At 43.4% G+C, this 24286-nt stretch carries 19 protein-coding genes; 6 read left to right on the forward strand and 13 right to left on the reverse strand.

The annotated features are described in order from the left end of the window. Positions 1-10: 10 nt before the first annotated feature. The 7 genes from rimO to tsaD all read right to left on the reverse strand — a co-directional run bounded on the left by rimO (position 11) and on the right by tsaD (position 4834). The gene (gene rimO, locus DWW10_RS15440) at positions 11-1309 is read right to left on the reverse strand and encodes a 30S ribosomal protein S12 methylthiotransferase RimO (protein WP_118421767.1); all 1299 of its coding nucleotides are present in this window, start codon (positions 1307-1309) and stop codon (positions 11-13) included. Next, a complete protein-coding gene (ftsY, locus tag DWW10_RS15445) occupies positions 1306-2265 on the reverse strand; it encodes a signal recognition particle-docking protein FtsY (protein WP_022393899.1) in 960 nt (319 codons plus the stop codon). The genes rimO and ftsY overlap by 4 nt, the downstream gene beginning before the upstream one ends. Positions 2266-2404: 139 nt before the next feature. Next, on the reverse strand, positions 2405-2563 hold the full coding sequence (locus DWW10_RS15450) for a DUF4295 domain-containing protein (RefSeq protein ID WP_007662457.1): 159 nt from the start codon (positions 2561-2563) through the stop codon (positions 2405-2407). A 12-nt stretch (positions 2564-2575) separates the two neighbouring features. Then, positions 2576-2764 (reverse strand): 50S ribosomal protein L33, encoded by a 189-nt coding sequence (gene rpmG / locus DWW10_RS15455; protein WP_002560155.1) that lies wholly within the window; start codon positions 2762-2764, stop codon positions 2576-2578. Between the two features lie 22 nt (positions 2765-2786). Further along, positions 2787-3047, reverse strand: coding sequence for a 50S ribosomal protein L28 (rpmB, locus tag DWW10_RS15460; RefSeq protein ID WP_007214256.1), 261 nt, complete (start codon positions 3045-3047; stop codon positions 2787-2789). A gap of 121 nt (positions 3048-3168) precedes the next feature. After that, the gene (locus DWW10_RS15465; RefSeq protein ID WP_022393900.1) at positions 3169-3636 is read right to left on the reverse strand and encodes a CinA family protein; all 468 of its coding nucleotides are present in this window, start codon (positions 3634-3636) and stop codon (positions 3169-3171) included. Between the two features lie 175 nt (positions 3637-3811). Beyond that, positions 3812-4834 carry a tRNA (adenosine(37)-N6)-threonylcarbamoyltransferase complex transferase subunit TsaD gene (gene tsaD, locus DWW10_RS15470; RefSeq protein WP_022393901.1) on the reverse strand — a complete coding sequence of 341 codons (1023 nt, stop codon included), beginning with the start codon at positions 4832-4834 and terminating at the stop codon, positions 3812-3814. A gap of 32 nt (positions 4835-4866) precedes the next feature. Between tsaD and DWW10_RS15475 the strand changes: the two genes are divergently transcribed. Continuing rightward, on the forward strand, positions 4867-9528 hold the full coding sequence (locus tag DWW10_RS15475) for a translocation/assembly module TamB domain-containing protein (protein ID WP_022393902.1): 4662 nt from the start codon (positions 4867-4869) through the stop codon (positions 9526-9528). Here DWW10_RS15475 and DWW10_RS15480 read toward each other — a convergent pair. The 4 genes from DWW10_RS15480 to DWW10_RS15495 are packed head-to-tail and all read right to left on the reverse strand — an operon-like array spanning position 9525 to position 14453. Further along, complete coding sequence (locus DWW10_RS15480) at positions 9525-10436, reverse strand: Ppx/GppA phosphatase family protein (protein ID WP_118421768.1); 912 nt, start codon at positions 10434-10436, stop codon at positions 9525-9527. The genes DWW10_RS15475 and DWW10_RS15480 overlap by 4 nt on opposite strands. A 2-nt stretch (positions 10437-10438) precedes the next feature. Further along, positions 10439-12514 carry an RNA degradosome polyphosphate kinase gene (locus DWW10_RS15485; RefSeq protein WP_118421769.1) on the reverse strand — a complete coding sequence of 692 codons (2076 nt, stop codon included), beginning with the start codon at positions 12512-12514 and terminating at the stop codon, positions 10439-10441. Next, on the reverse strand, positions 12507-13622 hold the full coding sequence (locus DWW10_RS15490; protein ID WP_022392383.1) for a glycosyltransferase family protein: 1116 nt from the start codon (positions 13620-13622) through the stop codon (positions 12507-12509). Before DWW10_RS15490 ends, DWW10_RS15485 begins: the two co-directional genes overlap by 8 nt. Positions 13623-13667: 45 nt before the next feature. Continuing rightward, positions 13668-14453 (reverse strand): UDP-2,3-diacylglucosamine diphosphatase, encoded by a 786-nt coding sequence (locus DWW10_RS15495; RefSeq protein WP_118421770.1) that lies wholly within the window; start codon positions 14451-14453, stop codon positions 13668-13670. Between the two features lie 130 nt (positions 14454-14583). Between DWW10_RS15495 and DWW10_RS15500 the strand changes: the two genes are divergently transcribed. From DWW10_RS15500 to DWW10_RS15510, 3 genes are all read left to right on the forward strand, one after another. Next, entirely contained in the window at positions 14584-15936 is a 1353-nt protein-coding gene (locus DWW10_RS15500; protein ID WP_022391354.1) for a sigma-54-dependent transcriptional regulator, read from the forward strand. Then, the gene (locus DWW10_RS15505; RefSeq protein WP_118421771.1) at positions 15933-17300 is read left to right on the forward strand and encodes a sensor histidine kinase; all 1368 of its coding nucleotides are present in this window, start codon (positions 15933-15935) and stop codon (positions 17298-17300) included. The genes DWW10_RS15500 and DWW10_RS15505 overlap by 4 nt, the downstream gene beginning before the upstream one ends. A gap of 143 nt (positions 17301-17443) precedes the next feature. After that, on the forward strand, positions 17444-18898 hold the full coding sequence (locus DWW10_RS15510; protein WP_007218583.1) for a potassium/proton antiporter: 1455 nt from the start codon (positions 17444-17446) through the stop codon (positions 18896-18898). Between the two features lie 264 nt (positions 18899-19162). Here the strand turns inward: DWW10_RS15510 and DWW10_RS15515 are convergent, their stop codons facing one another. After that, positions 19163-19381 carry a hypothetical protein gene (locus tag DWW10_RS15515; protein WP_007214267.1) on the reverse strand — a complete coding sequence of 73 codons (219 nt, stop codon included), beginning with the start codon at positions 19379-19381 and terminating at the stop codon, positions 19163-19165. Between the two features lie 58 nt (positions 19382-19439). Between DWW10_RS15515 and DWW10_RS15520 the strand changes: the two genes are divergently transcribed. Next, positions 19440-21104 carry a long-chain fatty acid--CoA ligase gene (locus DWW10_RS15520; protein WP_118421772.1) on the forward strand — a complete coding sequence of 555 codons (1665 nt, stop codon included), beginning with the start codon at positions 19440-19442 and terminating at the stop codon, positions 21102-21104. Between the two features lie 180 nt (positions 21105-21284). On the opposite strand, the gene DWW10_RS15525 is transcribed toward DWW10_RS15520, so the two are convergent. Further along, complete coding sequence (locus tag DWW10_RS15525) at positions 21285-23309, reverse strand: kojibiose hydrolase (protein WP_118421863.1); 2025 nt, start codon at positions 23307-23309, stop codon at positions 21285-21287. A gap of 101 nt (positions 23310-23410) precedes the next feature. Between DWW10_RS15525 and DWW10_RS15530 the strand changes: the two genes are divergently transcribed. Beyond that, positions 23411-24139 carry a DUF169 domain-containing protein gene (locus tag DWW10_RS15530; protein WP_118421864.1) on the forward strand — a complete coding sequence of 243 codons (729 nt, stop codon included), beginning with the start codon at positions 23411-23413 and terminating at the stop codon, positions 24137-24139. Positions 24140-24286: the final 147 nt, after the last annotated feature.

Genomic DNA, 24286 nt, shown 5'->3' on the forward strand with positions numbered 1-24286 from the left:
GGAAAATTATTTAAATAACCTGTCCAAAAAGGTCGAAATCATCGGAACTTATTATCTCTACCTGGTAAAAGTTACCAATAAGCAACGTTTGTTCACCACGCTCTATCAATACTTCCGGATCCACTTCAGGAGAGTCAAATTCAGTACGGCCGATATAATAATCCCCTTCCAGACGATCAATAATAACTTTCATGGATTGCCCCACTTTTGCTGCGCTCAATTCGGCAGAAATACCTTGTTGAATGGACATTAATTCATCCAGACGTGCCTGCTTTACTTCCTGAGGTATTTCATCCTCATAATGTGCAGCTGCGTAAGTACCTTCTTCCTCTGAATATGCAAAAGCCCCCATTCTATCGAAACGCACCTTACGAACAAACTCTTTCAACTCTTCAAAATCCGACTCCGTTTCTCCGGGATGCCCTACCATTAAAGTAGTACGCAAATGAATACCAGGTACTTCTTTGCGGAATTGTTCTATCAGTTGATAAGTTTCTTCCTGAGTTACATGGCGGCGCATTTTCTCCAACATCGGATTACTAATATGCTGAAGAGCTATATCCATATACTTACACACATTAGGACGCTCACGCATCACCCGGAACAAATCTGTAGGAAAATGTGCGGGATAAGCATAATGTAAACGAATCCATTCTACCCCGGGAATTTCAGATATACGTTCTATAAGTTCAGGAAGCATTTGCTTCTTATACAGATCCACACCATAGTAAGTCAATTCCTGAGCTATTATCTGAAACTCTTTTACTCCCTTGTTTACCAGGTAACGGACTTCATCCAAAATTTCCTCTACCGGTCGCGATACATGCCGCCCTGTAATAATCGGAATAGCACAATACGAACACTTCCGGTCGCATCCCTCCGATATTTTCAGGTATGCATAGTGTTTAGGAGTAGTGAGAGTACGCTCTATATGAAGTTCTTCGTGATAAGCTTTACCCAGATCCTGCAATAACTCCGCCCAGTTAAATTTACCATAAAACTTATCCACCTGCGGAATTTCAATCGCCAATTCTTTCAGATAGCGTTCAGAAAGACAACCCATTACATATAACTTTTCCAGCTCCCCTTCTTCTTTTGCCTGTGCAAATTCCAGGATCATGTTAATGGATTCCTCTTTAGCATCACCGATAAAACCACAAGTATTGATAACAGTAATCTCTCCTTTAGGCTTTTCCGTATCATGAGTCACATGATATCCGGATTCTTCCAGCTGTCGCATCAAATGCTCCGAATCCACTAAATTCTTAGAACACCCTAAAGTTATGATATCAATTGTTTTCCGTTTCATGCATTCTCTCCAAACAACGAGTCAACAAATTCTTTCTTACGGAACACCTGTAAATCTTCTATGCCTTCACCCAAGCCAATATACTTAACAGGTATTTTAAACTGATCAGAAATGCCGATAACAACTCCACCTTTCGCCGTACCATCCAGCTTAGTGATAGCCATCGCGGTTACTTCCGTAGCTAATGTAAATTGTTTAGCCTGTTCAAATGCATTCTGCCCAGTAGAACCATCCAGCACCAACAAGACTTCATTGGGAGCATCAGGAACCACTTTCTTCATTACATTTTTAATCTTAGTCAACTCATTCATCAGGCCGACCTTATTATGAAGACGTCCGGCAGTATCAATAATTACCACATCAGCATTATTAGCAACAGCAGAGCTTAAAGCATCGTAGGCCACAGAAGCCGGATCAGCTCCCATCTTTTGTTTTACGACAGGCACTCCTACCCGTCCACCCCAGATATCCAACTGTTCCACAGCTGCTGCACGGAAAGTATCCGCTGCTCCCAGATAAACGCTTTTGCCCGCTTTCTTGAATTGGTAAGCTAACTTACCAATAGTAGTTGTCTTGCCAACACCATTCACCCCTACTACCATAATTACGTAAGGTTTCTTCGTAATCGGTGCTTCAAAATCATCTACATCGTCCGAATTATTTTCCGTTAGTAAAGCAGCGATTTCATCGCGCAAGATAGTATTCAGCTCCTGCGCATTCATATATTTTTCAGATGCAGCACGCTTTTCTATACGTTGAATTATATTTAACGTCGTTTCTACACCTACATCCGAAGTAATCAGTACTTCTTCCAGATTATCAAGCACTTCATCATCTACTTTCGACTTTCCTGCCACAGCACGGGCAATCTTTCCGAATACACTTTCTTTCGTCTTAGATAATCCTTTATCTAAAGTTTCCTTCTTTTCCTTTGAGAAAAAACTAAAAAATCCCATATCCTATTTTTTTGTACAATACATTATGCCACAAAGATATAACAAAGTAATGAAAGTACGGGGATAAAGTACAAAAAAAATCCCCTTACCGGAATACGATAAGAGGATTTTATAATCAAACGTCTTTCGACGGACTATCTTATTTCTTGAAAAAGTCTTGTACTTTTTCGTTCAATACCATTTGTTCATCAAAGATGTAAGCACCAGTCTTCGGAGACTTAACCATCTTGATAACCTTTGTATAAGCACGACCTTCTTTAGAACCTTCGTGCAAACTTGCTACAGTTTTCTTTGCCATGGGTTATACTTATTATTTAATTTCTTTATGTACTGTTACTCTCTTCAGGATCGGATTGTATTTCTTCAATTCCAATCTTTCAGTTGTATTCTTTCTGTTCTTAGTAGTGATATAACGAGAAGTTCCCGGCATACCGCTATCTTTGTGTTCTGTGCATTCCAGAATCACCTGTACTCTGTTACCTTTTGCTTTCTTTGCCATAATCAGTATTCTCCTCTACTTTTTAGCCAATTACTTTAATGCTTTTCCAATCACAATAACCTTTTGCTACTGCGTCGTTCAAAGCAGCGTCCAGTCCTTTCTTATTAATAATACGCAGACCGTTAGCACAAATGCTAAGGCTGATCCAGCAATCTTGCTCTACATAGTAGAACTTCTTGTTAAACAAGTTCAAATCAAAGGTTCTCTTAGTTCTTCTCTTTGAGTGTGAAACATTGTTGCCAATCATGGCTTTCTTTCCGGTAATTTGACAAATCTTCGACATTTCTATCTTATTTTTATAGTTTTTATCTATACTTATTTCAAACAGAGCGCAAAGTAAGTACTTTTATCGATACCAAACAAGTTTTTCATAAAATAATTCATTGTCTGATAGCATTTTTTCTTCATTTTAAGCACTCACAGAGCATCATTAGAGCATTTCGAATGGCTTTTTGCACATTTCCACCCCTTCCATCATCTCCCTCTTGTCTGAAAGTTACAATTTCATTTTTATAGGCAGCAGCAATCCATACCGTTCCGACGGGCTTTTCAGCAGTTCCCCCTCCGGGTCCTGCAATTCCTGATGTAGCGACAGCGCAATCTGTTTTCAACGCTTTCATCGCACCTTTCACCATTTCAATAACAGTCTCCCTACTGACAGCTCCATATTTCTCCAAAGTTTCAGCAGAGACATGAAGCAGAGACATCTTTACCTCATTAGAATATGCCACAATCCCTCCATTAAAGTATTCCGAGCTCCCTGGGACAGAAGTCACCAGAGCTGCAATACTGCCTCCTGTACAACTTTCTGCGGTGGAAAGGGACAAATTCTTCGATTTTAATAACTCCCCAATCTTTTCTTCCAGCTTCATATACCTTATATATATAATATTTCTATATTTTGTTCTATTTTTCCTCTCCACATCACCAAATCCGTATCAACTCCGTGTTTGCTCCGTATCTATACACTTGGACTTGGTATGGAGTTGGTATGGACCAGACACGGACCAGGTACGGTGCAGGTCAAAAAGTGCTCTAAAACTCTTTTTATTGCAACGTTACGCGTGAGTAAGCCGGTGCATCTATCGAACAGAAATCTTTATCCTGATATTTGAAATAACCTGTAATCGCAATCATAGCGGCATTATCCGTCGTATAGCTGAACTTGGGAATAAATATATTCCACCCATACTTTTCGGCATGTTCACGAAAGGCATTGCGCAGGCCATTATTAGCAGAAACACCACCGGCCACGGCTACTTGCTTTATCTTATATTCTTTAGCGGCCTTACGGAGCTTATCCATCAGGATATCCACCACGGTAGCTTCGAGCGAAGCCGCCAAATCTACCTTGTGATGCTCGATGAAATCGGGATCTTCCTTCATCCAGTCACGCAAAGAATACAGGAATGAGGTTTTCAAACCGCTGAAACTATAATCTAATCCGGGGATATGGGGTTTGCTAAAAGTAAATGCTTTCGGATTTCCCTGACGGGCCAACTTATCAATAATCGGACCACCGGGATAACCCAGCCCCATTACCTTCGAACACTTGTCAATGGCTTCTCCAGCAGCATCATCAATCGTCTGCCCTAAAATCTCCATATCATTATATGCCTTTACCAGGATAATTTGTGAATTTCCTCCCGATACAAGCAAGCAAAGGAAAGGAAATTCAGGTTGAACATTTTCTTCACCTTCTGCTTTAATGAAATGAGCTAATACATGACCTGTCAGATGATTAACATCAATCATAGGAATACCTAAAGAACGAGCAAAACCTTTGGCAAATGACACACCTACCAACAAAGAACCCATCAATCCCGGTCCTCTGGTGAACGCCACTGCACTCAATTCTTCTTTAGTTACTCCGGCACGTTTCAATGCTTCATGCACCACCGGAACTATGTTTTGCTGATGTGCACGTGAAGCTAATTCGGGAACCACACCACCATAGGCTTCATGCACCGCCTGACTGGAAACGACGTTCGATAGCAGATACCCATCTTTGATGACGGCAGCAGAGGTGTCATCGCAAGAGCTTTCTATTCCTAAAATTATTGTACTCATATCGTTATTTACATTTAAACGCTGCAAAAGTAGTGATAAAAGTAGGATTGATAACGTATTATTTCATATTTTTGTTGGCTAATTCAAACAAACCGCCTATCAGAAAGTTAAAAAAGACAGTTCGCTGGGTGCTCGGTATTATACTTAGTTTGTATATCGGGACTATCTTGTTGTTGAACATTCCTTACGTTCAGCGGCAAATATCCGTGTTGGTTGCAAACGAATTAGCTAACGTTCTGGGCACAGAATTGACCATCGGGCGAATAAATATGGGACTGCTAAACCGCATCATAATTGATGACTTATTATTGAATGACCAGTCCGATAAAGAAATGCTGAAAATATCCCGTCTTTCGGCAAAATTTGATATATTGCCCCTATTCAAGGGAAAGATTTCTATCAGCAACGTGCAGTTATTTGGTTTCAACATCAATCTGGAAAAGAAAACACCGGAAGATATACCTAATTTCCAGTTCGTGTTGGACGCATTTGCCTCTAAAGACACCATCAAAAAAGAAAGTAATCTGGATATCCGCATCAATTCTTTATTGATACGGCGCGGCAAACTGTCCTACAATGTGCTGTCGGCAGAAGAAACACCGGGAAAATTCAATGCACAGCACATACAGCTACGTAATATTATTGCCAATATCTCCTTAAAAGCACTTCAAAATGATTCTATAAATGCCGCTATCAAACGTTTAAGTATAGAAGAAGAAAATTCCGGATTTGAATTAAAGAGACTAAGCTTAAAAGTTGTAGCAAACGATCAGAAGATGAATATCGAGAATTTTGCAATCGACCTGCCCAATACTTCACTTGCCATGGACACCATACGTATGGAATATGACAGTCTGGGGGCCTTTGGCAATTTTGCTAATGATGTTCACTTCTCGTTCCGTATACTGCCTTCAGATATTGTACTTCGTGATTTGGCAGCATTTGTTCCTGCATTTTCTCCTTTCAAAGAAAAGCTGCAAATAGCTGTAGAAACAAACGGTACCATTAATCAGCTGAACTGTCCCCACCTGTCAATTACAGGAGGACCGCATTTTCGTTTGAGAGGAGATGTATCTTTTCAGGATCTATCCCGCCCTCAGGATGCATTTGTATTTGGTAACCTATCCAATTTATATGCCGATCCGGAAGGGGTTGCTTTTTTTGTACGCAACTTGAGTAAGAATTACGAGGGTGTTCCTCCTATATTGCAACGTTTGGGCACCATCTCATTTCATGGAGAAGTATCAGGCTATTTCACGGACATCGTAACTTATGGTTTGGTACACACGGATATTGGCTCCATCAAGACGGACTTGAAAATAAGCTCAGATAAGGAAAAAGGTTATTTTGCATATTCGGGTGCCGTGAAGACCGAAGAACTCGAATTGGGAAATATGCTGGATAACGAAAAGCTGGGAAAAGTTACTTTCAATCTTGACATTGAAGGCAACCACTATGATAATCAATATCCTTCCATTGTGATGAAAGGATTAATCGCTTCCATCGACTATAGTGATTATAACTATGAGAATATTACACTGGACGGAGAATACAAACAAGGCGGTTTCAATGGAAAAGTTGCATTGGATGACGAGAATGGGTCTATTCTGCTGAACGGTAATATCAATACCGTCAGCCGTATACCGACTTTCAACTTCCACGCCAGCATTCGTAATGTGCGTCCGCACGAACTCCACCTGACCCCCAAATATGAGGATACGGAACTTTCTGTCCAATTAACCGCCGATTTCACCGGTGGTTCCATCGATGAAATGAATGGAGAAATCAATATCGACAGTTTGCAATTCACTGCACCCAATAAGGAATATTTTCTGGACAACCTGAAAATCGCTGCTAGCCAGAGGGATAGTTCTCATAAGCAACTGACAGTAACATCTAATTTCCTGAATGCAAGCATCGAGGGAGATTATTCCTATCGTACCCTGCCTGCCAGTGCTATGAATATCATGCGAAAATACATTCCCGCTCTGATATTACCGGACAAGAAACCTATAGAAAGCGAGAATAATTTCCATTTTGATGTAAACATCTTCAATACGGATTTATTGTCCACTATATTCAATGTTCCCATTAAAATCTATACACACTCTACTCTAAAAGGTTATTTCAATGACAAAGCGCAACGTCTGCGGGTAGAGGGATATTTCCCACGGTTGCGTTACGGAGATAAATTCATTGAATCTGGAATGCTATTATGCGAAAATCCGGGTGACAAAATTCATGCCCGCCTGCGCTTCAATAACCGCAAGCCGACAGGTGCAATAAACATTGCATTGGAAGTTCAAGCCAAAGACGACCTTATTCAGACTTCCCTAAACTGGGGTAACAGTAGTTCCGTCACCTATAGTGGTAAGCTGGCTGCTACTGCACATTTTCTCCGTGCGCAAACCGAGGAGCTGGATAATAAACGTTCCCGTAAGGCTGTTTCGGCATTGAAAACAGTCGTAGATGTGCAAAAGACGGATATCATTCTGAATGATACTCTATGGGAAATACATCCGTCACAAGTAGTCATTGATTCCGGAAAGATACATATTAATGATTTCTATTTCAGCCATAAAGACCGACACTTGCGCATCAATGGGGTTATTTCGGAAGAACCCAATGATACGGTACGTCTGGACTTGAAAGATATTAATATAGGATATGTATTCGATATAGCCGACCTTGGGGTTAACTTTAAGGGTGAAGCCACCGGTCCTGCCTACGCCAGCGGAATATTGAAGAAACCCGTTATGTATACCGACCTGTTCATCCGAAGCCTTGGCCTAAACGATGGCCTGCTGGGGGATGCCAATATTCATGGAGAATGGCACCATGAAGTAGAGGGAATCTATCTCGATGCGTATATTCGTGAGAAAGACATTGCTAAAAGTCATGTATATGGTTATATTTATCCCTTAAAGCCTAAAAGTGCACTCGATTTACAGATTGAAGCCGACAGTACCAATCTTAAGTTTATAGAACACTACATGAGTAGTATTACACCGGAATTTAACGGACGAGCCAGTGGCAACGTGCATTTCTATGGTAAATTCAAAGGGCTTACAATGGAAGGGCGCGTACTTGGCGATGCTTCCATGAAGGTCGATGTATTGAACACCACTTTCTTCATTAAAGACAGTATTCTCATAGAGCCGAACGGGCTGACTTTCCATAATAACCGTATTCTCGACCCACAGGGTAACCAAGGGCATGTAAACGGTTATCTGCACTATGAACACTTCAAGAATCTGGAATATCGTTTTCAGTTTGACATAAATAATATGCTGGTGATGAATACAAAGGAATCACTGGATTTTCCTTTCTATGGTACGGTCTACGGAACTGGCAACGCTCAGATCGCAGGTAATGCGCGAGATGGCGTAAGTATTGATGTAGCTATGACTACAGACCGAAACACGAATTTTGTTTATATAAAAGATAATGTATCTTCGGCAGCCAATACCCAATTCATCAAGTTTATAGATAAGACACCCCGTCGTGCTGTGCTGGACTCCATCAATTTGACCTCTGATTATGAGCTGGCACAACAAGAGATACAAGAAGAAGAAGAAAGTCATACCGATATCCGCCTCAATCTGCTTGTAGAAGCTACCCCGAATGCAACCATGAAGATTGTTATGGACCCCATCGCAGGCGACTACATCAGTGGACGAGGTTCCGGAAATATCCGCACAGAATTTTACAACAAAGCCGATGATGTAAAAATGTTCGGTAGTTATCGCATCAGTCAGGGAGTTTATAAATTCAGTTTGCAAGAGGTGATACGCAAGGACTTTACCATCAAAGATGGAAGCACTATCAGTTTCAACGGTCCTCCGTTGGATGCCACCATGGATATCCAAGCAAACTATATGGTGAATTCCGCATCATTGAATGACTTGGTACCCAATGCAAGCAGCTATGGAATCCCTACGAATATCCGGGTAAACTGTACCATGAATCTCACAGGTCAACTCACTTCCCCGGACATTAAGCTGGGACTGGAGGTGCCTAATGAACGGGATGAAGTGCAAGCCCTTATCCGTAACTACATTTCAACGGACGAACAAATGAATATGCAGATTCTCTATCTGCTGGGTATCGGCAAATTCTATACACCCGAAAATGTAGATGCCACCCAAAACTCGAATATGATGACTTCTGTGCTTTCATCCACCCTTTCGGGACAACTAAATAATGCACTTTCCAACATTATTAATAGTAACAACTGGAATATAGGTACCAACCTCAGCACCGGAGAAAAAGGCTGGACGGATATGGAATTCGAAGGAATGCTATCGGGGCAATTACTGAACAATCGTCTGCTTATCAATGGTAACTTCGGATACCGAGACAATCCGATGGCAAATACAAACTTTGTAGGTGACTTTGAAGCAGAATGGCTTGTGAACCGTAGCGGAGATATTCGCCTGAAAGCGTATAATGAGACGAACGACCGCTATTACACAAGGACCAATCTGACAACGCAAGGCATCGGTATCATTTTCAAGAAGGACTTCAACCGATGGAAAGAACTAATGTTCTGGAATAAGTGGAGGTTGAAAAGACTGAGACGGGAAATGGAACAAAAGGAAGCGGAAAAGAACACCGAAGAACAAACCGAAGAAACTGAAACCACTGCTACCCAGGCGGCAGCAAAAGCAAAAGAAAAGAGAGGGGGAAGTTAATTTTCCCCTTCTTTATTTTCATACAAACTATCTATAATGCCATCCGCCAATCCAATCACCGGAACATGTATATATTCGGAACGTACCACCTTGGCAATAGTCAGAAAGATTTCGGCAGCAGGAACTATAACATCTGCACGGTCAGCTTTCAAACTAAATGTATCCATACGCCGTTCAGGTGTCAAAGGCACCAGTTTATCATACAGAGTTTGCAATGAAGTGACGGGTAAACGCAGTTTCTTCTTATCTTTCTTCTCCGCCAATCGATAGAGCTTATTGATATTGCCACCGGAACCGATGATATTCACCTCTCCCAAACCTTCAGTCAATCGCTCCAGATCATCATGCATTTGTCCCCACACCTCCTCGCGGACCGCACCACTAAGCATACGTACCGTACCAATGTTGTAAGACAGGGAATGTTGCAGTTCTCCGTCAACCAGCAGGTTGATCTCAGTGCTGCCACCACCGACATCTACATAGATATAATTACCTGTACGGTCGGCCATACACTCGATATGGTTGTTGTAGATCATTCTAGCTTCTTCCTGACCGTCAATGACTTCAATAGAGATACCGGTATCTTTCAATATCTTCTTGATAATGGATTTCCCATTACGGGCATCCCGCATGGCCGAAGTGGCACAGGCACGGTAATCCGTCACATCATAAATCTTCATCAGTTGGCGGAAAGCCTTCATTAACCGGCGTAGCTTTACAGCCTTCGTTTCGGACACTTCACCTAAAGAAAACACATCGAAACCAAGCCGTAATGGCACACGAAGCAACAAAACTTTTGAGAGACGCTTGTTCAATACAGTCTCGTCCTCTTTTACTTTCTTAATTAAAAGCCGTACGGCATTAGAGCCTATATCAATGGCGGCATAGCAAGTATGAGTAGTTGGCATTATTAATAATATTTATATAATTCTTCTTGTGAACGGAACGGCTCACCGCTTCCATCTTCTCCCATCCAGGGACGATTCTCCCCTGTCCCATCTACAACACTTCCCTGGCAAGTATCGCGTAAACCGAAATCTATAACTTTCCACAGGTCTTCTTTGATCCGGGCATCGTAGACAGGAGTTATCACTTCTATACGATTATCGAGATTGCGGGGCATCCAGTCCGCTGAACCGATAAATGTCTTATTCTCACCACCGGCAGCAAAGATGAAGATGCGTGAATGTTCCAGATACCGGTCGATAATACCACTGATATGGATAGTATCACTTATTCCGGGAATCCCCGTTACCAGAGAACAATTTCCACGCACCAACATATCTACAGGTACTCCGGCAGCCGAGGCTTCATATAGCTTCTTGACAATAGCAGAATCCGTTATATGGTTCACTTTCACGCGAATATACGCCGGACGCCCTGATTGCCGGTTCTTTATTTCATCATTAATCAGGCGAATAAAGCGTAGTTTCATTTCATTGGGAGATACCAGTAATTCTTTGAAATGAACAGGTGAATAAGGCTTCTCTATAAAAGTGAATACAGAATTTACCTCACGTACTACGGAATGGGACGCCGTCATCAGCATATAATCCGTATACATGCGTGCATTTCCCTCATGGAAATTTCCTGTACTGATACAAGCAATATCACTTCCCGTCTTCATTCCGATATGGGTTATTTTGGAATGGACTTTCAGCCCTTCCACCCCAAAAATCACATGAATGCCTGCATCCTGCATCTTTTTGGACCAATCGATATTGGATGCTTCATCAAAACGTGCCAGAAGTTCGATAACTACAGTCACCTTCTTACCGTTTCGTGCAGCACAAATCAACGCTTTCACCACTTTAGAGTCTTTTGCCAGACGGTAAAGAGTCGTCTTTATACTCTTGACATCCTTACTAAGAGCCGCCTCCTGAAGTACACGGATATAGTAATCAAAACTATGAAAAGGTACATGGATATATCTGTCCTGCTTCTGAATAAGACGCAGCAAACTCACATTCTCTTTCAGTTCCGGCTTCAATATGGGAAGCCAGCGCGGATATTTCAAATCGCAACGCCCGCAATCGGGAAAAGCCATCAGGTCTTTATGATTATGATAACGCCCTCCGCCAAGTACAGTATCCAACTTATCCAGATTCAGGCGATTCATCACCCTCTTTAGTAAATCCTTTGGCATCTCCGCATCGTAGATAACCCGCAGGGCATCTCCTTTTTTACGGCTCTTTACCGCCTTCGAAATCTTCTGAAGCGTGCCATTGCGCAGGTCATTATCTATCTCCATTTCAGCATCTTTCGTAAACTTGAAAGCATACGCCTCGAAGCAATCGTATTCCATACCGGAGAAAATCATCGGCAAGCAAAAACGGATCACATCATCCAGATACATCAGATAACTGCGTTCTTCACGATCAGGCAGACGAACGAAACGTCCGCAAACAGAAACCGGAAGCTCTATCAGAGCATAATCGGTACGAGACGGTAACTTCCGTGTAGCAGATACCTTCCGAGCTTCGGAAACTTGCATTTTTACAGCAAGATAGATATTCTCATCCGTTGCTTCCGTCAGTTGTTTCACGGCAGAAAGCCAAACGGGACTGACAAAACCACTGAGCTGACGGCGGAAGAAGTCACTGACGAAAGTTTGTTGTTCTTCATCCAGTTCATTTTCCTTTAGAAGAAAGATGTTCTCTTCACGCAAGCGGTCGGTCACTTCATGGATAGTCCGTTCATACTCTTTGGCATACCTGTTATTCAGTTTGTTGATTTGCTTGATAAGCTGCTTGGCACGTTCGCTTTCCGAGCGCAAACTTCTATCCTCACACTCAGCTATGCGACTGAGGGTTGCCATACGTACACGGAAAAATTCATCCAGATTATTCGAGTAAATTCCAAGAAAGGAAAGTCGCTCAAGTAAAGGAACGTTCGGTTTCATCGCTTCCTGCAAGATACGACGGTTGAAATACATCCAGCTTAAATCACGATCTATATGTGAAGCAGAGGCTATTTTCTTATTCATATATCAATTTATAATCATTTATAAAGCCTATTCCTTCTGCTGTTTCTATACAGTTCAGCAACCGCCACTCACAACTGCGCACCCAGCTACGGAAATTCTCTTCGGGTTGATACTCACTCCGGGCGAATTCTAACAAACGGTCTACCTCAAAATTATCGGAAATAATACCTGCTCCGCCGCGTGCCGCATCATAAGCGTTACAATCCTGTTCGATGTGCGCCGGCACCATCAGCAAAGGCTTACCCAGATACATAGCCTCGCAAACGGATTCAAAACCTGCCGTAGTGGCATACGCCCGGCACCCCGACATATAGCGAAGGAATTTTTCGTCATCCAACTGATGAAATGACAATGTTTCATCCATCCTGCATACTTCCGGCTCATCCGGTTTGTCCCAGAAAAAGTGCAAAGGCACTTCAGGGTGCTGCTTATGCCACTGGGAGATACTTTCTCCAAATCCGGCATTAACCATATAGCCATGCACATACTCTCCGAAAGCAGCTTCACAGCAAAGCACTTCGCGCCGCAGCAAAGGCGGTACCACGCGTATATGCGCTTCTTCGTCCGTTTCCATCGGACGGAATGAGAGAGCCAGCTTCTCTTTGGCTCCGATACACGTGAGTCGCGTATAAAAACGGAGCATCAGCAGGCTCATGGGATTCTTTTGGGGAAATTCAAAATCATGATGCAGGAAAAGATATTGATGGCCGACACTGATCTGCGGTACAGAAGGACGGAAAAAGAGATAAGTCAAGCCTGTCAGCAACTCATAAAAGTTGATTACGAGATCCGCATCCGTTTCATGGATACGCCGGTGAATATAACAGATGCTACGCAGATAAGCAGGAACCTGCATCAGATTATATGCGATACTGCGAGACATACTGACCCGCTTATTGGCAGGCGTAGGCAGAAAGTTCGGACTGAGAAAGCGTTTCACAGGTGCCTGTATGCTGCGGTTGAAGAAACCCGGCAGGCGACGAGTATTACTCTTCCCCACCAGTACTTCTACTACCTCGTGCCCGTTGCGCCGTAGTATTTCTTCCAGCGTGATGGCTTGCGTCAGATGACCGCGGCCTTCTCCTTGAACAATAAAAAGAACTTTCATCTTTATATTTATAATTTAGTAATTTACGATTTATAATTCACGATTTTAACTACAGAGGCGCTCTTCAGGCTTTTCGTTCATCAGCATATCCTCATACCGTAACACTTCCCAATTTCCTTCCTCATCCTCTACGAGTGCCGAAAGAGTTTCCACCCAGTCACCAGAGTTAAGATAGTGTATATCATCATAATAAGTATTTGCCGGATGATGAATGTGCCCGCAAATAATACCGTCGCATTTACGTGTACGGGCAAACTTCACCAGTTCCTCCTCAAAATCGGAAATATAAGAAACAGCGGATTTTACTTTTTGTTTAATCGCTTGTGACAAAGAATAATAAGGTTGTCCACGCCGGGCACGATACACATTATAAATACGGTTCAGCCATAATAGAAACGTATATCCCACATCTCCCAACTGTGCCAGCCACTTCATCCGTGTAGTGACAGTATCAAAAATATCTCCATGCGTCACAAAATAACGCAGGCCGTGACTCTCGTGAATGAAATCCCTTACAATCTTTATATTATAGAATGTCATCGGTGCCAACCCATCCAGGAAATCATCGTGGTTGCCACGAACATAGATCACTTCTGTTCCCTGCTTTTCCATCATCTTCATGATAACTTTGAAGAAATCCGTATGCTTTGCCTGCCACTTCCAGGTGCCGCCTTTGCTCAAGGCCCAGCCGTCGATAATGTCACCATTCAGTATCAATCGCCGGCAGTTGACGGATTTCAGGAAGTTGCTTACTTCAACAGTTTTTGAGTGAGAGGTACCCAAATGGATATCAGACAACACAATGGTAGAATAAAAAGTACGTAATCTCATAGTGTCTGTATTTTTAGTTGCAGGCAAAGGTCAGTTATTCGTATTACGCCGATATGTAGAAAATATGACAAGTATCTTTCATTTTTTTCGCTGAACTTCCTTATCTTTACCCCTCAAAAGAAACTCTCGTATGAAAAAGCCCGGAAATATCCTCATTGTCGATGATAACCGCGGTGTGCTCACCGCTGTGCAACTGCTGTTAAAACCCCATTTCGAAAAGATCATCACGCTCACTTCACCTGTCACACTTACCTCTGTGTTGCGTGAAGAAACTCCATCGGTGGTGTTACTTGACATGAACTTTACATCAGGCATCAATACCGGAAACGAAGGATTATTCTGGTTGCAGGAGATCAAACGCCTTCGTCCCTCCTTGCCTGTGGTTCTTTTCACTGCTTATGGAGATATCGATCTTGCCGTGCGTGGCATTAAAGAAGGAGCTACGGACTTTATTGTCAAGCCATGGGATAATCAAAAGCTGGTGGAAACCTTACTGAATGCAGCCCAAGCCATTCATAATAAGAATAATGGAAAAAATGCCTCTCCTGTAACCCCTGCCATGTATTGGGGAGAAAGTCCCATCATGCAGCAACTGCGCTCGCTGGTGGAGAAAGTCGCCATAACCAATGCAAATATCCTTATCACCGGAGAAAACGGTACGGGAAAAGAGATGCTGGCACGTGAGATTCATGCACTTTCTTCCCGCCGTACGAAGGAAATGGTTGCCGTAGACATGGGAGCCATCACCGAAAGCCTCTTTGAAAGTGAACTTTTCGGGCATACAAAAGGCTCTTTTACAGACGCATACGCTGACCGTCCCGGTAAGTTCGAAACAGCAGACCATAGCACACTGTTTCTCGATGAAATCGGCAATTTACCCTATCACCTGCAAGCCAAACTACTGACCGTATTGCAACGCCGCAGTATTGTCCGTGTAGGCAGCAACCTGCCTATAGCTGTTGACATCCGTCTGATTTGTGCCACCAACCGCAACCTGAACGAGATGGTACAACGCAATGAATTCCGTGAAGACTTGCTTTACCGCATCAATACTATCCATCTTGAAATTCCGCCTTTGCGCGAACGGCCGGAAGACATTCTTCCTCTTGCCGAACGCTTTATAACACGCTTCTGCAAGCAATATGACAAAGCATTATTACGGCTTTCCGATGCTGCCTGTATCAAATTGAAAACACATCCCTGGTATGGAAATATCCGTGAACTGGAGCATGCCATAGAGAAAGCAGTCATTATTTGCGACGGCAACGAACTGCCGGCGGAACTGTTCCAGTTGCCTAAGCGTCCCGAAACCTCACGTACCGGAAGCGATGCCGGTACAGAAGCAGCCACCCTTGAAGAAATGGAACGGAAAATGATACAGAAAGCTCTGGACACCTGTAACGGCAATCTATCCGCTGTTGCCGCACAACTCGGCATCACCCGGCAGACTCTCTATAACAAAATGAAAAAATTCGGATTATGAAACATTACTACCGATACATCACCGACCGCTACCTTTTCCGTATCGTCATCTCTCTCCTGTTGGCGGGAGCTGTCACGGTATCCATTATTTATAAAGACCTTCTATGGATCGTCATCTCTTCCTTGCTGCTGCTGACGAGTCTGCGCTGGCAATGGAAACTGTATCGTCGGCATACGCAGAAGGTCCTGTTTCTGCTCGATGCCATTGAAAACAACGATGCATCCATCCATTTCTCCGAACACGAAGACATTCCGGACAACCGTATTGTAAACCAGGCCCTGAACCGCGTTGCTTCCATATTATATAATGTAAAGAGCGAAACGGCACAACAGGAAAAATATTACGAACTCATTCTCGACTGCATCAATACCGGTATCCTGGTACTGAACGATGCAGGTGCTGTTTACCAGAAAAATAACGAAGCCCTCCGCCTGTTAGGCCTGGAAGTCTTCACCCATGTCAGCCAACTTAGCCGTATTGACGCAAATCTTATGGGACTTTTCGCCCATTGCCGCCCCGGAGACAAGTTGCAAACCCGCCTGTCCAACGAACGCGGCACAGTCAACCTCTCCATCCGCGTCTCCGACATAACCATCCGTCAGGAGCATTTCCGCATCCTTGCCCTGAATGATATCAATAACGAACTGGACGAAAAGGAAATCGACTCCTGGATACGCCTGACCCGTGTACTGACACATGAAATTATGAATTCCGTCACTCCTATCACTTCACTGAGCGATACATTGCTGACGCTGATACAAGGAAGCGAAGAATTAAAAGCGAAAAGTGAATCCATCTCTTCCGACAAAGAAACTGCTGACGAGATCCGCAATGGCCTGCACACCATCAGCACCACGGGCAAAGGACTTCTCTCTTTTGTAGAAAATTACCGCCGTTTCACCCGTATCCCCAAACCGGAACCTTCTTTGTTCTACGTCAAAGGTTTTATCAACCGCATGGTGGAACTGGCACGGCATCAATATCCTGATTCCCATATCACTTTCCACTCCCACATCACTCCGGATGATCTTATTCTTTATGCAGATGAGAACCTTATCTCACAGGTACTCATCAACTTATTGAAAAATGCCATTCAGGCCATCGAAGCAGCAGAAATTCCGGAAGGCATCATCACCTTACACGCTTATTGCAATGAAAATGAAGCCGTACTCATCGAAGTATCCAATAACGGTCCTGCCATTCCTTCTGAAGTAGCAGAACACATTTTCATACCTTTCTTCACCACAAAAGAAGGTGGCAGCGGCATCGGATTGAGCATTTCCCGTCAAATAATGCGCCTGTCAGGTGGCAGCCTTTCCCTACATCCCGGAAAGGAAACCATGTTTGTACTAAAATTCAATTAAGAAAATTTGTAATGAAGGATTATATGAAAAGAAAGTAAAATTCAATCTGAACATTTTACACCTTGCAATTGTTTAAAAATAGACGTAACTTCGCTTTGCGATAACTAAATCCTTGAATAAACAACTTAAATAATACCTAATTTATGATTTTTACAGCAGAAAACATTCTTTTAATTGGTTCTATCTTACTTTTCATTAGTATTATTGTCGGCAAGACCGGCTATCGATTCGGAGTCCCTGCCCTGTTACTGTTCCTTGTCGTCGGCATGATTTTCGGTAGCGATGGTTTCGGACTACAGTTTCATAACGCTAAAGAAGCACAATTTATTGGTATGGTTGCTCTTAGCGTTATTTTGTTTTCCGGCGGTATGGATACTAAATTCAGCGAAATTAAACCGATTCTTGTTCCGGGTATTGTCCTCTCCACATTCGGCGTATTGCTTACCGCCGTTTTTACAGGATTCTTCATCTGGTGGATCTCCGGCATGAGTTGGTCAAATATTTATCTTCCTATCACTACATCCCTACTACTTGCCTCCACCATGTCATCTACTGATTCCGCTTCTGTATTTGCCATCTTGCGTTCGCAGAAAATGAATCTGAAACATAACCTTCGTCCAATGCTGGAGCTCGAAAGTGGTAGTAATGACCCTATGGCTTACATGCTTACCATCGTACTGATACAGTTCATACAATCCGGTGGAATGGGTATTGCAGGTATCTTCGGTTCATTCGTTATCCAATTTATAGTAGGTGCGGCTGCCGGATACCTTCTCGGCAAACTTGCCATCCTCATGCTGAATAAGCTCAACATTGATAATCAGGCCCTTTATCCCATCCTTCTGCTTGCATTTGTATTTTTCACTTTCTCCATTACCGATCTTCTGAAAGGAAATGGTTACCTCGCCGTTTACATTGCCGGTATTATGGTAGGTAACAACAAGATAATGCATCGCAAAGAGATTTATACTTTCATGGATGGATTGACTTGGCTGTTCCAAATCATCATGTTCCTTTGCCTCGGTTTGTTGGTAAATCCTCACGAATTACTCGATATCGCTTTGGTAGCAACACTTATCGGTGTATTTATGATTGTTATTGGTCGTCCGCTCAGTGTCTTCCTCTGCTTGCTGCCTTTCGGTAAGAAGATTACAAACCGTTCGCGACTCTTCGTTTCCTGGGTAGGTTTACGCGGAGCAGTGCCTATCATCTTCGCCACTTATCCGGTAGTAGCGCAAGTACCGGGTGCCGACGTGATCTTCAATATCGTATTCTTTATCACGATTGTTTCTCTCGTTATCCAAGGTACTACCGTTTCCTTAGCTGCCCGCTTACTGAAACTTTCTACTCCGCTGGAGAAGACCGGTAATGAATTCGGTGTGGAATTGCCCGAAGAAATTGATAGTGATCTCAGCGATATGACCGTTACCACGGAGATGCTGGAAGAAGGCGATACCCTGAAGGATATCACTCTGCCTAATGGAGCACTCGTAATGATTGTGAAACGAGGCACGGAATTCCTGATACCGAACGGATCGCTGAAATTACATTTGGGAGATAAGTTGTTGCTGATTTCGGATAAGAAGAGTAGTGATTAATATGTGTGTACTTTTTCTTTCGTTTGCCCGAAAGAAAAAGATACCAAAAAGAAAGGGCACGGGCTACGTCTACGGTGCTACTCCGATACCGCCATGCGCAGACGGGGCTCGAACTCGCTACGCTCAAACAGATCGCCCCTTACCTGCGCCTGACAATATCTCCGCCTGACACACCTACGCCTATGCCCGAAGGCTGCGCGGTAGAGTGCTGCGCGATATTCCCCCATTTACGCCGCATGGTTTCCCGGCCTCACTGTAGGGGCGTTAAGCGTAGAAAGTGTTTTCGGCGTTAAGAAGGGCAGGCTGTTTGAGCGAAGCGAGTTCCTGCCCTTTAGCTGAAAATACTTTCGGAGTAGCCCCGGAAGTGCAGCCTTGATTTTTTCTTTGGTATCTTTCTTTTGCATCAAGGCAAAAGAAAGTACAATTGGTTATTTTTTCTTTTTCTTTCGCCTCCCACCAAAGAATAAATATATAAACTTGCACGACATCACATTTAGCTCTATATTTGCGCAGTTTTAACTAAAGTGTGCAAATTTAACAGATGGAACAGGAACAACACTTCATTGATTACATTGAACAAAGCATCATTCGGAACTGGAACTTAAACGCCTTGACTGACTATAAAGGTGCTACTCTCCAATATAAAGACGTGGCTCGCAAGATTGCAAAATTCCATATTGTACTGGAAAGTGCCGGTATCCGGCCGGGTGATAAAATTGCCGTCTGCGGTCGTAACAGTGCACACTGGGCAGTTACTTTCCTGGCAACCATCACTTATGGAGCTGTTATTGTGCCTATTCTTCACGAATTTAAAGCAGATAATATACATAATATCGTCAATCACTCAGAAGCCAGACTGCTTTTTGTGGGAGACCAAGTGTGGGAAAATCTGAATGAGGACGCCATGCCGCAATTGCTGGGCGTTATTCTGATGACTGAATTCACCCCTGTAGTCTGTCGAGACAAACGATTGATGGAAGCTTTCGAGCACCGCAATACACTCTACGGACAACGCTATCCTAAAAACTTCCGTCCCGAACACATCTGTTATCGGAAGGATGAACCGGAAGAACTTGCCATCATTAACTATACCTCCGGTACTACCGGATATTCCAAAGGTGTTATGCTCCCCTATCGCAGCCTTTGGTCCAACGTGAATTACTGCCATGAGATGCTTCCGGTGAAACCGGGCGATAATATGGTTGCCATGCTTCCTATGGGACATGTGTTCGGAATGACTTACGATTTCCTTTACGGTTTTTCAGCCGGGGCACACCTCTACTTCCTCACTCGCATGCCGACTCCTAAAATTATCGCACAGTCTTTCGCTGAAATCAAACCACGTGTCATCTCATGCGTGCCTCTGATTGTAGAAAAGATTATCAAGAAGAATATTCTGCCCCGTGTAGATAATAAAATAGGTAAGTTGCTGCTGCGTCTTCCTATCATCAATGACAAGATCAGAGCCCTTGCCCGCAAAGAAGCAATGGAAATATTCGGCGGTAACTTCGATGAAATTATCATCGGTGGAGCCCCGTTCAATGCAGAAGTCGAGCGCTTTCTCAAACAGATAGGCTTCCCCTACACCATCGCTTACGGTATGACGGAATGTGGTCCTATCATCTGTTCCAGCCGCTGGGAAACCCTGAAGCTGGCATCATGCGGTAAGGCAACCACACGCATGGAAGTAAAGATCGATTCGTCTGATCCGGAAAAGGTGGCGGGAGAAATCATTTGTCGAGGTACCAACCTGATGCTGGGATATTATAAGAACCAGGAAGCAACCTCACAAATCATTGACGTAAATGGCTGGCTGCATACAGGCGATTTAGGCACAATGGATGCCGAAGGTTATGTAACCGTGCGCGGACGCAGCAAGAATATGTTGCTCACTTCCAGCGGACAAAACATCTACCCGGAAGAGATTGAAAGCAAACTGAATAATATGCCTTACGTTTCCGAGTCGCTCATTGTGTTGCAAAAAGAAAAATTGGTAGCACTGATTTATCCGGACTTTGACGATGCATTTGCCAATGGACTGCAACAAACGGATGTAGAGCGTATGATGGAAGCTAACCGTAACGAACTTAACCAGCAATTACCGGCTTATTGCCAAATATCAAAGGTGAAGATACATTTTGAGGAGTTTGAAAAGACAGCCAAAAAATCTATTAAACGGTTTATGTATCAAGAGGCTAAAGGTTAACAAAGATATAAGATTAAGTCTATATTTTTAATTAATGTTATAGAACATGCTTTTTTATTTGGATAATTTGCAGTTATCCCAAAAGTCCGTATCTTTGCACTGTGTTTTTCATAGTATTAGATTTAAGGTTAACAAAGGTTGGAGTACAGCGGTACTCCTTTTTTTATGTCCGTACGTTTCCTACCTCTCACGTACATACATCTTTTTCTCCGGTCCTACTCCCTTCACCGTAACCTTTTTCCAATGTGCAGGAAGTACGGAAGATAATTGCTCCACACCGCCATCCGTTATCTGCAATCCGCAGAAACCGTTTATAACAGCTTGCAGCAATCCGCCTGCTCCCGTCATAAAGTAAGGATTATCACTGGTGGGCGTTTCCGCCAATACACCGAAAGGAGCACGCAAGTTCGGCTGGTAGCAACGACAGAACATCTCATAGGCACGCTTCGCATCCCCCATCCGGGCATACTGCACACAGAATACGGAATAAGACATGGCCGGACCATTCTGCGGATCAATCTTATCGACATAATATTCCATATCCTTCTTTTGCGATTCAGCATCCCCAACAAAATACAATGGATATCCCAATAAATTCACATCCGCCTGCTTTATCATCTCACCGTTGTATGTGACATGCTCACGAGTGACTCCATCTTTAAAACGAAGAATACGGATGCCCTTGCCTACTTCTTCCCATATTTCCGGAACAGGCTCATTACATATCCTTGCCGCCTCACAAGCATATTCCAAAGCCCGGATAGCCGCACCGTTCGTGAAAGCATTATCATCCACCCCATTTGCATATTCATCGGCTCCCACTACATTGCAAATGGAGTAAGAACCGTCATCATTACGCGTCACACGGCTTACCCAAAAGTCAGCAACCGCTTTCATCAGCGGAAATGCTTTTGTCCGTAGCCACTGTCCGTCACGGGTAAGGCAATAATAATTCCAGCAAGCAATACTGATGTCCGCAGTGATATGATGTTCCAAAGGACCTGTCAAAGCAAAAGTAGGAGTCGATTCTTCCCCGTAATCATCACTCTCCCAGGGAAACATAGCTCCCTTAAAACCGTATGCCATTGCTTTCTTGCGGGCAGCCATCAAGCGGTCAATACGATAATCGATCATAGATTCGGCAATTCCCTTATTCAGCAACAGCATCGGGGGAAACATCCAAAGTTCCGAATCCCAGAATATATGTCCATTGTAACCTTGCGAAGAAAGTCCCATGGGCGAGATGCTCAATCCGCTTCCTTCCCTGCAAGAAGAATAAAGGTTGAAAAGTGCAAACCGAACCGCCCGTTGTGCTTCGTCATCCCCTTCTATCAGGATATCACTTTCCCACAATTCATTCCAAAGACGGCGATGTGCAGCCATCAGTGAAGTTGTACCTTCATGAATAGCATAAATCACCTGCCGTTCAGCTTCATTATACGGATCGCTAAAGTCACGGGCGGAGCATACCGAACCCACCAAAGCAAAAGATATCTGCTCCCCTTTCTTCAGATTCAACACGAAAGACATCTCTTTAGTCACTTCATCATAAAGAGGCTCCTGTGCTGCTCCCTTATTAAAAATAAAAGCGGAAGAAGCGGAAACTTTTTGTTGCCGATGAGCAGATACAGCATAAAATTGCAGCATATACATTTGTGTATCATCCGCCCTCATTTTCCGGAAGCGCTGTGTCGGCTGACTGTATTCTTGGGGAATATCCATCCGGGCAGCAACTTTCAGGGATACATCGGACAGAGCTTTCAGCTCCACCCGGATAAGCCCCGCATAAGGCATATTTCTTAAAGCGCAAATGCTATAACCCACATCAACTTTCCCGGCTGCCCGGAAACTGCTGTTATGAGTTGCTTCTTTCATATCAACACACTGCCTCCAGTTTGTGATACATTCCGTATTCACCTCTTTTCCATCTACATCCATCGACATCAGGAAAGGATTGATTCCTTTCAACACGCGGCTTACCCCCTGAGGGCCATCCGTATCGAACACATGATTCAGTATCACCTGCCGAACTGAGAAAGGTTCTTTCCAGGGAAGAATACCGATTCCGCCATTCGCCATAGGGGCGCCTACATAAGGAGCATTTATATCAGAAGCATGAAGTTGCCACAAAGTGTCATCTTCTCCTTTCACCATCTGCACAAAGAAAAAAACAAGTAGAAAGAAACAGGAAATGCGTGCTTTCATAATCAATATGGAATTATAGTTTTCTATGCAAAAATAAGTAAAATCCTCAATAATCCGGCAATCAATTGTTATCTTTACTTCCAAACCAAAACTCTGTTATCATGGATATACATACTTTTATGACTAATTATCGGGAAGCATTTGGTGAACGTGCCGAACTTCCCATCGCCTTCTGGTACTCCGATAAACAGGAAAGCGAAACAGACAAAATTGGCGGTTGCTTCTTCAAGGGCCTGCAACAGGTAAGGGAAGGTAAAACCATCAGCCTGAACAGCGACGTCATAGGATGTGGCGGCGGAAAGTTCTACACCGGTTTCACGGAAATGCCAATACACGTACCTAACTTCGTATCCCTGAAAGAGAAGTACAAAAAGACTCCTGAAATGGTAACAGATTTCATAAAGCAAATCCAGGTACCGCGTACGGAAAAGGCCTATCTGCATTTTGCCCGAATAGATAAACTTGCTTCTTTCGATCACGTAGAGGGTTTGCTGTTCCTTGCTACGCCTGATATTCTGTCAGGACTTACCACATGGGCTTTTTATGATACGAATGCATTCGATACCGTAGCTACTCCTTTCGGTTCCGGTTGCAGTTCCGTTGTAACCCTCACTGTTCTCGAAAACCAAAAAGATGGTAAGCGCTGTTTCCTCGGCTTCTTCGATCCGTCCGTGCGTCCTCACTTTGAGGCCAATCTGTTGAGCTTCACTATTCCCATGTCCCGTTTCAAAGAGATGTATCACACCATGCGCGAAAGTTGCCTGTTCGATACACATGCCTGGGGAAAGATAAAAGAGCGTATCAACGAACAAAACCCTGAAAAAAAATAAAGAAACAATGCCTAACTTTTAATTAGTGTTATAAAAACACTTATATTGGTCTAATCATTTGGAAATACGCAGAATATCCGTACCTTTGCACTGTGTTTTTCATAGTATTAGATTTAAGGTTAACAAAGGTTGGAGTACAGCGGTACT

It is taken from the genome of Bacteroides intestinalis (genome assembly GCF_003464595.1).
GTDB lineage: Bacteria > Bacteroidota > Bacteroidia > Bacteroidales > Bacteroidaceae > Bacteroides > Bacteroides intestinalis_A.